Genomic DNA, 12,628 nt, shown 5'->3' on the forward strand with positions numbered 1-12,628 from the left:
GCGGATCGACGGATCGCGGCGTACCGTTGGCGGGACGCGGCACCGGAGCCGTCGGGTCCCCCGTTCCCGATGCCCTGGCCGCGGCGGGTCGCCGACAGGTCCCGTGTCGGCGACCCGCACCCTCTCTCCGAAACTCAGATGCGCCGTCGGCACCCGCGCGCCTACCGTCGGGGCATGCGCAGAGCGGTAGTGACCACGACGCCGGGTGTTCCCGGCGCGCCGCACTGACGTTTCCGTCGACGAGGCCCCGGGGCGATCCGCTCCGGGGCCTCGCGGCGTTCCCGGCCTGCTCGCCTCCGGGTCGTACCCGATCAAGGAGAGCGACATGATCGACCACCGTAGGCTCGGCCGGGACCTGGAGCTGTTCGTCTCCGACCCGCTCGCGGGCGCCGGGCTGCCGATCTGGCTGCCGGCCGGCGCCGCCGCCCGGCACGCCGTCGAGGAGTACGTCCGGGAGCTGGAGCGCCGGGCCGGCTACCGGCACGTCTACTCGCCGCCGCTGGGCAAACGGGAGCTGTTCGAGCTGTCCGGGCACCTGGGCTACTTCGCCGACGACATGTTCCCGCCGATGCGGCTGAGCGCCGACGACGAGTTCGTGCTGCGCCCGGCGCTCTGCCCGCACCACGCGCTCGTGTTCCGCGCCCGCGGCCGCTCCTACCGGGAGCTGCCGCTGCGGATCGCCGAGCTGGGCGGGATGTACCGGGCGGAGCGTTCCGGGGTGCTCGGCGGGCTGTCCCGGGTGCGGGCCATCTCGCTCAACGACGCGCACAACTTCTGCGCGCTGGAGCAGGTCGGCGACGAGGTCCGCGAGATCCTGCGGCTGATCGGCGAGGCGCACGCCGCGCTCGGTGTCCGTCCCGCCGGGTTCCGGTTGTCGCTGCGCGGGCCGGGCCACCGGTACGTGGGCGACGACGCCGGCTGGGCGCGGGCCGAGGAACTGCTCCGCGCCGCGCTCGACGGGGTGGACGTCGTCGAGGCGCCGGGCGAGGCCGCGTTCTACGGCCCGAAGATCGACGTTCAGCTCGTGGACGCGGCCGGCCGGGAGTCGACCATCTCCACCGTCCAGCTTGACTTCGACAAGCCGGAGCGGTTCGACCTGTCGTACACCGACTCGGACGGCCGCCGGAAACGGCCGGTGATGGTGCACCGCAGCCTGGTCGGCAGCATGGAGCGGCTGTTCGCGTACCTGATCGAGGTGCACGAGGGCGCCTTCCCCGCCTGGTACGCCCCGGTGCAGTTGCTGCTGCTCCCGGTGGACGCGGCGCAGGCCGACGCGGCCGTCGGGCTGGCCCGCCGGGCCGAGGCGGCCGGGCTGCGGGCCGAGATCGACCACGCCGGTTCGCTCGGTGCCCGGATCCGGGACGCGTCCCGCCGCCGCGTCCCGTACACCGGCGTGGTCGGCCCTCGGGAGGCGGCCGACGGCTCGGTCTCGCTGCGCCTGCGCGACGGCCGGGTGCTCGACCCGATGCCCGTCGCGCAGGCGCTGGACCTGGTCGGCGCGGTGGTCGCGAGCCGGTCGGCGGGGCTGCTCCCGCCGGCCTGACTCCGGCCCGTCCGGGTGCCGGGAGGGCACCCGGACGGAGACCGGTGCCGGACCTGTGGCCGGGTCCATGTCAGTTCCCGACCGGCGTGCCGGCGCCGGCACGCATTCCCGGCGGACCGGCCGGGGCGGGCGCCGGCACCTCGTCTTCGATCACCGCGCCGCTGAACTGCGCCCGGTAGAGCCGGGCGTACGCGCCACCGGCGGCGACGAGCTGTTCGTGGGTGCCCTGCTCGACGATCCGGCCCTGCTCCATCATCAGGATCAGGTCGGCGTCGCGGATGGTGGACAGCCGGTGCGCGATGACGAAGCTCGTCCGGTCCGAGCGCAGCGCCGCCATGGCGCGCTGGAGCAGCACCTCGGTCCGGGTGTCCACCGAGCTGGTCGCCTCGTCCAGGATCAGCAGCGACGGCTCGGCCAGGAACGCCCGGGCGATGGTGATGAGCTGCTTCTCCCCGGCGCTGACGTTGCTGCCCTCCTCGTCGATCACGGTGTCGTAGCCGTCCGGCAGGCTGCGGACGAACCGGTCCACGAACGTCGCCCGGGCGGCGGCGAGGATCTCCTCCTCGGTGGCGTCCGGCCGGCCGTAGGCGATGTTGTCCCGGATGGTCCCGCCGAACAGCCAGGTGTCCTGGAGCACCATGCCGATCCGGCCGCGCAGGTCGTCGCGACGCATCGTGGAGATGTCCACCCCGTCCAGCGTGATCCGCCCGGCGTCCAGCTCGTAGAACCGCATGACCAGGTTGACCAGCGTGGTCTTGCCGGCGCCGGTGGGACCGACGATGGCCACCGTGTGACCCGGCTCGGCGACCAGCGACAGGTCGTCGATGAGCGGCTTCTCCGGGTCGTACCGGAAGGAGACGTGTTCGAACTCGACCCGCCCGTGCGGGTCGGCGACCCGGGCCGGCTCGGCCGGGTCGGGGCTCTGCTCGCCGGCGTCGAGCACGGCGAAGACGCGCTCGGCCGAGGCCACCCCGGACTGCAGCAGGTTGGCCATCGACGCGACCTGGGTGAGCGGCTGGGTGAACTGTCGCGAGTACTGGATGAACGCCTGCACGTCGCCGAGGCTCATCGAGCCCGACGCCACCCGCAGGCCGCCGACCACGGCGATCGCGACGTAGCTGAGGTTCCCGATGAAGAACATCGCCGGCATGATCAGCCCGGAGACGAACTGCGCGCCGAAGCCGGCCCGGAACAGTTCCTCGTTCTTGGCGTGGAAGGCGGCTTCGACCTCCTTCTGCCGGCCGAAGACCTTCACCAGCTCGTGCCCGGTGTACGCCTCCTCGATCTGACCGTTCAGCTCGCCGGTGTGCTTCCACTGGGCGATGAACTTGCCCTGCGACCGCTTGGCGATCTGGCCGGTGACCACCACCGACAGCGGCACCGCGACGAGCGCGACGACCGCCAGCAGCGGTGAGATCCAGAACATCATCCCGAGTACGCCGACGACTGTGAGCAGCGACGTGAGCAACTGGCTCAGCGTCTGCTGGAGCGTCTGCGACACGTTGTCGATGTCGTTGGTGACCCGGCTGAGCAGCTCACCGCGGGGCTGCTTGTCGAAGTAGGGCAGCGGCAGCCGGTTGAGCTTGTCCTCCACGTCGGCGCGCAGCGTCAGCACGGTGCGCTGCACCACGCCGTTGAGCACCCAGCCCTGCGCCCACTGGAGCATGCTCGCGCCGATGTAGAGCACGACAGCGAACGCGAGCACCCGGCCCAGCGCGTCGAAGTCGATGCCGGTGCCGGGGATCACGTCCATCCGGGCCAGCATGTCGGCGAAGTTGCCGTTGCCCTCGGCGCGGGCCGCCTCCGCCGCCGCCTCGGTGGTGGTGCCGGGTGGCAACTGCCGCCCGATCACCCCGCTGAAGATCAGATCGGTGGCGTGGCCGAGCACCTTCGGCCCGATGACGCTGAGCCCGACGCTGGCCAGGGCCAGCGCGAGCACGCCGGTGAGCTGGAGCCGGTACGGCCGTAGCCGCCCCAGCAGACGGCGTGCCGACGGCCCGAAGTTCATCGCCTTCTCGGCCGGCATGCCCATGCTCATGTGCGGCGGGCCGCCGCCGGGCCGCCGCCCGGCCGGAGGTAGTCGCGACGGTTCGTTCTTCTGCTGCGGTACCGACGGCGTGCCGCCGTTCCCCCCACTCACGCGGCCACCTCCGCCGTCTGCTGAGACGCGACGATCTCGGCGTACGTGGGGCAGCTCTCCAGCAGTTCCTCATGCCGTCCCATCCCGACGACACCCCCGTCCTCGAGCACGATGATCTGGTCGGCGTCGATGATCGTGGAGACCCGCTGGGCCACGATCACCACCGCCGCGTCCGCGGTGACCGGCTTGAGGGCGGCCCGCAGCCGGGCGTCCGTGCCGAGGTCGAGCGCGGAGAAGGAGTCGTCGAAGAGATAGATCTCCGGTTTGCGGACGAGCGCGCGGGCGATCGCCAGGCGTTGCCGCTGGCCACCGGAGACGTTCGTGCCGCCCTGCGCGATCGGCGCCTCCAGCCCGCCCGGCATGTCGGCGACGAAGTCGCGCGCCTGGGCGATCTCCAGGGCGGCCCACAGGTCGGCATCGGTGGCGTCCGGGTTGCCGTAGCGCAGGTTGCTGGCGACGGTGCCGGTGAACAGGTACGGCCGCTGGGGCACCAGCCCGATCCGCCGCCACAGTTCGTCCGGGGCGAGGTCCCGTACGTCCACGCCGTCGACCAGGACCGCGCCGGCGGTCGGGTCGACCAGCCGGGGGATGAGCGTCAGCAGCGTGGTCTTGCCGGCGCCGGTGGAACCGATGATCGCCGTGGTCCGGCCCGGCTCGGCCCGGAACGAGATGTCGTGCAGCACCGGGGCACTGGCACCCGGGTACTGGAATCCGGCGCCACGCAACTCCAGCTCGCCCCGGCCGGTGACCTCGGTGACCGGGTCGGTCGACGGCACGACCGACGAGTCGGTGTCCAGCACCTCCTCGATGCGCTCGGCGCAGACCGCCGCCCGGGGCACCATCATCAGCATGAAGGTGGCCATCATGACCGCCATCAGGATCTGCATCAGGTACTGCAGGAACGCGGTGAGCGCGCCGATCTGGATCTGACCGGCGTCGACCCGCGCCGCGCCGAACCAGAGCACCGCGACGCTGGAGACGTTCAGCACCAGCATCACGATCGGGAAGATCAGCGCCTGGAGCCGCCCGATCCGCAGCGCGGTGGTGGTCAGGTCGGTGTTCGCGACCCGGAACCGGTCGGTCTCGTACGGCTCGCGGACGAACGCCCGGACCACCCGGATGCCGGTGATCTGCTCGCGCAGCACCCGGTTGACGATGTCGATCCGGGTCTGCATGAGCCGGAAGCCCGGCACCATGCGGCGGATGATCAGCCCCAGCGCGACTGCGAGCACCGGTACGCAGACCAGCATCAGCCAGGAGAGCCCGACGTCCTCGCGCAGCGCCATCACCACGCCGCCGACGCTCATGATCGGCGCGGCCACCAGCATGGTGCAGCTCAGCAGCACCAGCATCTGCACCTGCTGGACGTCGTTGGTGTTGCGGGTGATCAGGGACGGCGCCCCGAACCGGGCGACCTCGCGGGCGGAGAAGCTGTTGACGCGCCGGAAGATCGAGCCACGTACGTCGCGGCCGAACGCCATCGCGGTCTTCGCGCCGAAGTAGACGGCGGCGATCGAGCAGGCGATCTGGAGCAGGCTGACCACCAGCATCCACCCGCCCGTACGCAGGATCTGGTCGGTGTCGCCGACGGCGACGCCCCGGTCGATGATGTCGGCGTTCAGGCTGGGCAGGTAGAGCGAGGCGATGGTGCCGACGAACTGGAACGCCACCACGGCGGCCAGCCATCGTCGGTACGGGTGCAGATGTGTGCGGAGCAGGCGGATCAACACGGATGGCTCCCCGTTGGCGGCTCGGTGTCGGACTCGCTGTCCCGGTTCAACCGACGGAGGTCACCGTCGGACATGCCGGTGATGATTTCGATCAGGAACTCGCGGATCACCGCCCGTTTGGCCGGGTCGGCGTCGACCGACGTCAACGGCCGGTCGCTGTGGATCATGTCGATGATGGCGCGGGCGTGCTCGCCGCCCTTGTCGGTCAGGGTGAGCCGGACCGTACGGCGGTCCTCCGGCGCGCGACGGCGGCTGACGAAGCCGTCGCGTTCGAGGGTGTCCACGATGCCGGTGAGCGTGGCGGGCCGGACGAAGCACAGCTCCGCCATTTCTCGGTGGCTCACGTCGCCGGAGCGGAGGAGGATCATCAGGACCCGCATGCCGGCGGACGTGAGCCCGTGGTGTTCGGCCAGGTAACGCCCCCAGTGCTGCTCGACGACGTGACCGGCGATCGAGGTCAGCCGGCCGAGTGGCGCGTGGTGCAACGCGTCGGGGAAGCGGACGAGCGGGCCCATGTTCACGAGCGTCAGATTAGCTCCCGAACCATCAGGGCCCAAACTAATTCTGAGAATCTCCTCAGCCGCGGTCGGCGCGCGCCCGGGACGGCTCGTCCGGCGTGGTGGCGACGTACTCCCGCATCACCTCGGTGACCTCGCGCAGGAACGCAGTGGTGGCCTCGGCCTGCTCCGGGGTGAGCCGGGCGACCGCCCGGTCGATGCCGACGAGCATCGGGCGCAGCGCCTCCAGCACCTCGCCCACGGCGCTCTCGGTCACCTGGAGGCTGAGCCGCCGCCTGTCGTGCGGGTGCGGGGCGCGGGCGACGTGACCGGCCTGCACGAGCCGGTCCACGAGCGTGGTCGCCGAGGCGGACCGGATGCCGAGCCGGTTGCCCAGCTCGACCGGGCCCAGCGGCTCCGGGCTGGAGACCAGGTGGTCGATCGCCGCGGCGTCGGTCGCGTTGAGGCCCAGGCGGCGGGCCAGCGCGGCCCGGGTGTCACCGGCGATCCGCAGCACGTCGCGCAACGCGCGGGAGGCCTCGCTGCTCGGCGGCGGGCCCGGCGCGGGCTCTCCGGTTGACGGCACCCCCTCCATGGGATAAAGCTAGCATCTCGGGTAGCTAGAAAATCTAGCTAAAGGGGGGACGCCATGCGCGGCGACGGGCGCGGACGCTGGTTCGGGCTGCTGGCCATCAGCCTCGGCGTAGCGATGATCATCGTGGATGCCACGATCGTGAACGTCGCGGTGCCGCAGATCATCCGGGACCTCGACATCACCTCCACCGACGCGCAGTGGGTGCAGGAGGCGTACACCCTGGTCTTCGCCGCGTTGCTGCTGGTCGCCGGCCGCTTCGCCGACCGGTCCGGGCGGCGGCGGATGTTCCTCGTCGGCGTCACCGTGTTCGTGGTCGCGAACGTGCTCGCGGCGCTCGCCGGCTCCGGCGAGACGCTCATCGCCTCGCGGGTGCTCCAGGGCGTCGGCGGGGCGATGATGCTGCCCACCTCGCTCTCCCTGCTCAACGCCAACTTCACCGGCCGGGAGAAGGGCATCGCGTTCGCCGTCTGGGGCTCCACGATCGGTGGCGCGGCGGCGCTCGGGCCGCTGCTCGGCGGCTGGCTCACCACCACGTACTCCTGGCGGTGGGCCTTCGGCATCAACGTCCCGGTCAGCCTGGCCGTGATCGTGGCGACGCTCGTGCTCGTGGCCGAGTCCCGCGACGAACACGCCGAGCGCGGGCTGGACCTGCTCGGCGCGCTGCTCTCGGTGATCGGCATGACCGGCGTGGTCTTCGCGCTGATCGAGGGCCGCACCTACGGCTGGTGGGAGCGGGAGCGACCGTTGCGCCTGTTCGGGCTGGACTGGACCGCGTCGATCTCGCCGGTGCCGGTGGCCGCGCTGGTCGGCCTCGTCGCGCTCGGGATCTTCCTGGCCCAGCAGGTACGTCGCAACCGGGCCGGCCGCCCGGCGCTGCTCGACCTGTCGCTGTTCGGCATCGGCTCGTTCCGCAACGGCATCCTGGCCGCTGCGATCGTCAGCCTGGGCGAGTTCGGCCTGCTGTTCGCGCTGCCGCTGTGGTTCCAGAACGTCCTCGGCTACAGCGCCTTCCGGACCGGCCTGGCGCTGCTGCCGCTCGCCGTCGGCAGCTTCCTGGCCAGCGGCATCGGCGCGCCGCTGACCCAGCGCTGGGGTGCGGCCCGGGTGGTCCAGCTCGGCGTCGCCGCCGAGCTGGTCGGCGTCGCCGGGCTCGGGTTCGTGGTCGCGCCGGACACCAGATGGTGGGCGCCGCTGGGCTTCCTGTTCGTGTACGGCGTCGGCGTCGGCCTGGCCACCGCCCAGCTCACCGGCGTCTCGCTGTCGCAGGTGCCGGTGCGCCGCAGCGGCCAGGGTTCGGGCCTGCAGAGCACCGCCCGGCAGGTCGGTTCCGCGCTCGGCATCGCGGTGCTCGGCACCGTGCTCTTCGCCGGTCTCGGCGGGCTGCTCGGCGACCGCCTGGCCGACCAGCCGGGACTCACCCCGGCACAGCGGGACCAGGTGGTGAGTGCGGTCAAGGAGAGCGCGGGCGCGGCGATCGGCGGGCTGGAGGCGGACCCGCGTACCGCCCCGATCGCCGCGGAGGCGAAGGCGGCGTTCTCCGACGCCACCCGGTACGCGGCCTTCGCCGGAGCCGGATTCCTGCTGATCGGCCTGGTCGCCTGCCTGCGCCTGCCGACCGTTCGCCACGGGGAGACCGGGGAATCCCAGTCCACCGAAGCGGAGCCGTCCCGGGCCTGAGCCGCGCCGGGCGGCCCCGCCCGGCTGCGGCCCGCCGGCCCGCCGGGCTCATCCGCCGAGGGCCACCGCCAGCGCGGCGGCCACGAAGACGACCTGGAGCACCGTACGCACGCCGAGCGGGGTCACCGGACGGCCGGCGAGCGTGAGGCGACGCCGCGCGGCGGACACGTTCGCCGGGAACATGGCGAGCATCAGCAGCGCCAGCCCGGCCGCCGCCCAACGCGCGGTGGCCGGGAACAGCAGCGCGAGCGCGCCGGCGAGTTCCAGCACGCCGGTCACGGTGACCAGCAGGCCGGGCCGCGGCAGCGACGGCGGGACCATCGCGATCAGGTCGGCCCGGCGGGACGCGAAGTGGGCCACGCCGGTCAGCACGAACATCAGCGCCAGCCCGACCCGCAGCGCGGGGTGCCACCCGTCCAGGGCGTCCACGCCGAGCAGGCCGGCGACGCGGGCCAGCGCGGTGCCGGCGAGGAGTGCGATCAGGGGCGCCATTGTCAATCCCTCCGACGAGCATCTTGTCGATGACAAGATTGCGCGACGAGTGCCATCTTGTCAATGACAAGTTAGGGTGGCGGCATGGCCTCGTATCACCACGGCGACCTCCGTCGCGTCCTGCTGAGCACCGCGGCCGAGGCGATCGCCGAGTCCGGGCCGGCCGCGCTGAGCCTGCGTGAGCTGGCCCGGCGCGCCGGGGTCTCGCACGCCGCGCCCGCGCACCACTTCGGCGACAAGGCCGGGCTGCTCACCGCGCTCGCCACCCAGGGCTTCGACCTGCTCGCCGACGCCTTGCGGCAGGCCGGGGACGACCTGCTCGACACCGGTGTGGCCTACGTCGGGTTCGCGGCGCGGCACCGGGCGCACTTCGACGTGATGTTCCGGCCCGAGCTGTACCGGGCCGACGACCCGGAGCTGGTCGCCGCCCGCGAGCGGGCGGGGGAACTGCTGCGCGGCGGGGTGGCCCGGCGCACCGGGCGGGAGCCGGACGCGGACGCGCTGGCCGCCTGGTCGATCGTGCACGGCTTCGCCACGCTCTGGCTCTCCGGCGCGCTGCCGCCCCGGGTGGGCGACGACCCGGAGGCCGCCGCCCGTACCGTGATCCGGCGGTTGTTCAGTTGAGCCCGGCGGGGCGTCACCAGCTCGTCGGCAGCGGCATCCCCTCGGTGTACCCGGCGGCGCTCTGCACGCCGACGAACGCCCGCTCGTGGAACTCCTCCAGGCTGCGCGCCCCCGCGTACGTGAACGCGCTGCGCACGCCCGAGATGATCTCGTCGATCAGGTCCTCGACGCCGGGCCGGTTCGGGTCCAGATACATCCGGGCCGAGGAGATGCCCTCCTCGAAGATCGCCTTCCGGGCCCTGTCGAACGCGCTGTCCTCGGCCGTCCGGGCGCTCACCGCGCGCGACGACGCCATGCCGAAGCTCTCCTTGTAGCGCCGCCCGTCGGCGTCGGTGTAGAGGTCGCCGGGGGACTCGTAGGTGCCGGCGAACCAGGAGCCGATCATCACGTTCGAGGCGCCCGCGGCGAGCGCCAGCGCCACGTCCCGCGGGTGCCGTACGCCGCCGTCGGCCCAGACGTGCCGCCCCAGCGAGCGGGCCGCCGCGGCGCAGTCGAGCACTGCGGAGAACTGCGGGCGGCCGACGCCGGTCATCATCCGGGTGGTGCACATCGCGCCCGGCCCGACGCCCACCTTCACGATGTCCGCGCCCGCGTCCACCAGGTCCCGTACGCCGTCGGCGGTCACCACGTTCCCGGCCGCCACCGGCACCGGCGGGTCCAGGCGGCGGACCGCCCGCAGCGCCTGGAGCATCCGCTCCTGGTGCCCGTGCGCGGTGTCCACGACGAGCGTGTCCACCCCCGCCTCCAGCAGCGCGGCGGCCTTGCCGGTGACGTCGCCGTTGATGCCCACGGCGGCGGCGATCCGCAGCCGGCCCCGGTCGTCCATCGCGGGCTTGTAGAGCGTGGCGCGCAGCGCGCCCTGCCGGGTCAGCACCCCGACCAGGCGGCCGTCGCCGTCCACCACCGGCGCGAGCCGCCGCCGGCCCGCCGACAGCCGGTCGAATCCGGTACGCGGGTCCGCGTCCGCCGGAACGGTGTGCAGCTCGGTCGACATCACGTGCCGGAGCTGGGCGAAGCGGTCCACCCCGACGGTGTCCGCCTCGGTCACCACACCCATCGGCCGGCCGTCCGCGTCGACCACGACCACCGCGCCGTGCGAGCGCTTGGGCAACAGGTGGATGGCGTCGCCGACGGTGTCGGTCGGGCCGAGCGTGATCGCCGTGTCGTGCACCAGGTGCCGCTGCTTGACCCAGCCGACCACGTCGGCGACGACCTCGATCGGGATGTCCTGGGGGATCACCGTCACCGCACCGCGCCGCGCCACGGTCTCGGCCATCCGCCGGCCCGCGACGGCTGTCATGTTCGCCACCACGAGCGGGATCGTGGTGCCGGTCCCGTCGGTGGTGGCCAGGTCGACGTCGAGCCGGGAGCCCACCTCGGAACGGTTGGGCGCCATGAAGACGTCGTTGTAGGTCAGGTCGTGCGCGGGGACCGCGCCGTGAAGGAACCGCACCCGGCCATCATTCCCGCCCGGGCGCGGTCCTGCCGCCGGTGGTGGCTCACACCACCCCCGGCTGGCGTCGTCAGGCGATGGTGCAGATCGCCGCGCCGGCGGTGATCACCGCGCCGACCTCGGCCGCGAGCCCGCTCACCGTGCCGGCCTTGTGCGCGTGCAGCGGCTGCTCCATCTTCATCGCCTCCAGCACCACGACCAGGTCGCCCTCGGCCACCTCGTCGCCGTCCGCGACGGCGATCTTCACGATCGTGCCCTGCATGGGGGAGGTGAGCGTGTCACCGCTGACCGCGGCGCCCGCCTTGCCCCCGCCGCCCCGGCGGGCCGGCTTCTTCGCGGCGGGCGCGGCTGCCGCCGTACCCCCGCCGAGCCCGGCGGGAAGGACGACCTCCAGCCGCTTGCCGCCCACCTCGACCACGACGGTCTCGCGCTCGGCCGGCTCGTCGGCGGCGCCCGCGGTGGCGGTGAAGGCCGGGACGGTGTTGTCCCACTCGGTCTCGATCCACCGGGTGTGCACGGTGAACGGCTCGGCGGTGAACGCCTCGTCGCGGATCACCAGGCGGTGGAAGGGCAGCGCGGTCGCCATGCCGTCGACCACCATCTCGTCGAGCGCGCGGCGGGCACGCTCCAGCGCTTCGGTACGCGTCTCGCCGACGATGATCACCTTGGCCAGCAGCGAGTCGAAGTTGCCGCCGATCACGTCGCCGGCCGAGATGCCGGTGTCCACCCGCACGCCCGGCCCGGAGGGCAGGCGCAGGGCCGTGACGGTGCCCGGTGCCGGCAGGAAGTTGCGGCCCGGGTCCTCACCGTTGATCCGGAACTCGATGGCGTGCCCGCGCGGTGTCGGGTCCTCGGTGAAGCGCAGCTTCTCCCCGTCGGCGATGCGGAACTGCTCGCGCACCAGGTCGATGCCGGCGGTCTCCTCGGTGACCGGGTGCTCGACCTGGAGCCGCGTGTTGACCTCCAGGAACGAGATCGTGCCGTCCACGCCGACCAGGTATTCCACGGTGCCGGCGCCGTGGTAGCCGGCCTCGCGGCAGATGGCCTTGGCGCTGTCGTGGATCTGGGCGCGCTGGGCGTCGGTGAGGAACGGCGCGGGCGCCTCCTCGACCAGCTTCTGGTGGCGGCGCTGCAACGAGCAGTCCCGGGTGCCCACCACGATCACGTTGCCGTGCTGGTCGGCCAGCACCTGCGCCTCGACGTGGCGCGGCTTGTCCAGGTAGCGCTCGACGAAGCACTCGCCCCGGCCGAACGCGGCGACCGCCTCGCGGGTGGCCGACTCGAACAGGTGCGGGATCTCCTCCATGGTGCGGGCGACCTTCAGGCCGCGCCCGCCACCGCCGAAGGCGGCCTTGATGGCGACCGGCAGGCCGTGGTCGACGGCGAACGCCATCACCTCGTCCGCGTTGCCCACCGGGTCCGGGGTGCCGGGCACCAGCGGCGCGCCGGCCCGCTGCGCGATGTGCCGGGCGGTCACCTTGTCGCCCAGGTCGCGGATCGCCTGCGGGGTGGGGCCGACCCAGGTCAGCCCGGCGTCGATGACGGCCTGGGCGAAGTCGGCGTTCTCGGAGAGGAAGCCGTAGCCGGGGTGCACCGCGTCCGCGCCGGAGCGGGCCGCCACGTCGATCAGCTTGTCGATGCGCAGGTAGCTGTCGGCGGCGGTGTCGCCGCCGAGGGCGTACGCCTCGTCGGCGAGCGTGGCGTGCAGGGCGTCCCGGTCGGAGTCCGCGTAGACGGCGACGCTGGCCAGCCCGGCGTCGCGGCAGGCGCGGATGACGCGGACGGCGATCTCGCCGCGGTTGGCGATGAGAACCTTGCGCACCTTGTGGCTCCTCCCGGGAGGTCGTTGCCGGGAGTTTAGCGGCCGAGCTGCGGGG

General features: G+C 72.9%; 10 protein-coding genes. 3 read left to right on the plus strand and 7 right to left on the minus strand.

Features of this window, described 5'->3' with window-relative positions; all coding sequences use genetic code 11:
- The first annotated feature begins 325 nt into the window (after positions 1–325).
- Positions 326–1,543: a threonine--tRNA ligase gene (gene thrS, locus F8279_RS14770; RefSeq protein ID WP_151500250.1), complete on the plus strand. Its 1,218-nt coding sequence runs from the start codon at positions 326–328 to the stop codon at positions 1,541–1,543.
- Positions 1,544–1,613: 70 nt separating this feature from the next.
- Here the strand turns inward: thrS and F8279_RS14775 are convergent, their stop codons facing one another.
- The 4 genes from F8279_RS14775 to F8279_RS14790 all read right to left on the minus strand — a co-directional run bounded on the left by F8279_RS14775 (position 1,614) and on the right by F8279_RS14790 (position 6,505).
- Positions 1,614–3,581 carry an ABC transporter ATP-binding protein gene (locus F8279_RS14775; RefSeq protein WP_225853283.1) on the minus strand — a complete coding sequence of 656 codons (1,968 nt, stop codon included), beginning with the start codon at positions 3,579–3,581 and terminating at the stop codon, positions 1,614–1,616.
- A 98-nt stretch (positions 3,582–3,679) separates the two neighbouring features.
- Positions 3,680–5,413: an ABC transporter ATP-binding protein gene (locus F8279_RS14780; protein WP_151500252.1), complete on the minus strand. Its 1,734-nt coding sequence runs from the start codon at positions 5,411–5,413 to the stop codon at positions 3,680–3,682.
- Positions 5,407–5,928 carry a MarR family winged helix-turn-helix transcriptional regulator gene (locus F8279_RS14785; protein WP_151500253.1) on the minus strand — a complete coding sequence of 174 codons (522 nt, stop codon included), beginning with the start codon at positions 5,926–5,928 and terminating at the stop codon, positions 5,407–5,409. Before F8279_RS14785 ends, F8279_RS14780 begins: the two co-directional genes overlap by 7 nt.
- 61 nt (positions 5,929–5,989) lie before the next feature.
- Positions 5,990–6,505: a MarR family winged helix-turn-helix transcriptional regulator gene (locus F8279_RS14790; RefSeq protein WP_151500254.1), complete on the minus strand. Its 516-nt coding sequence runs from the start codon at positions 6,503–6,505 to the stop codon at positions 5,990–5,992.
- A 54-nt stretch (positions 6,506–6,559) separates the two neighbouring features.
- Here F8279_RS14790 and F8279_RS14795 point away from each other — a divergent pair, with 54 nt between their 5' ends.
- Positions 6,560–8,182 (plus strand): DHA2 family efflux MFS transporter permease subunit, encoded by a 1,623-nt coding sequence (locus F8279_RS14795; RefSeq protein WP_151500255.1) that lies wholly within the window; start codon positions 6,560–6,562, stop codon positions 8,180–8,182.
- 48 nt (positions 8,183–8,230) lie between these two features.
- Here the strand turns inward: F8279_RS14795 and F8279_RS14800 are convergent, their stop codons facing one another.
- Positions 8,231–8,674, minus strand: a complete 444-nt coding sequence (locus F8279_RS14800) for a DoxX family membrane protein (RefSeq protein ID WP_151500256.1) — start codon at positions 8,672–8,674, stop codon at positions 8,231–8,233.
- Positions 8,675–8,758: 84 nt separating this feature from the next.
- Between F8279_RS14800 and F8279_RS14805 the strand changes: the two genes are divergently transcribed.
- Positions 8,759–9,298, plus strand: a complete 540-nt coding sequence (locus F8279_RS14805) for a TetR/AcrR family transcriptional regulator (RefSeq protein ID WP_151500257.1) — start codon at positions 8,759–8,761, stop codon at positions 9,296–9,298.
- Between the two features lie 13 nt (positions 9,299–9,311).
- Here F8279_RS14805 and F8279_RS14810 read toward each other — a convergent pair whose 3' ends face one another.
- Positions 9,312–10,751 carry a GuaB1 family IMP dehydrogenase-related protein gene (locus tag F8279_RS14810; protein WP_151500258.1) on the minus strand — a complete coding sequence of 480 codons (1,440 nt, stop codon included), beginning with the start codon at positions 10,749–10,751 and terminating at the stop codon, positions 9,312–9,314.
- A 70-nt stretch (positions 10,752–10,821) separates the two neighbouring features.
- Positions 10,822–12,573 (minus strand): biotin carboxylase N-terminal domain-containing protein, encoded by a 1,752-nt coding sequence (locus F8279_RS14815; RefSeq protein ID WP_151500259.1) that lies wholly within the window; start codon positions 12,571–12,573, stop codon positions 10,822–10,824.
- Positions 12,574–12,628: the final 55 nt, after the last annotated feature.

It is taken from the genome of Micromonospora sp. AMSO1212t, from assembly GCF_008868145.1.
Taxonomy (GTDB): Bacteria; Actinomycetota; Actinomycetes; order Mycobacteriales; family Micromonosporaceae; genus Micromonospora; species Micromonospora tulbaghiae.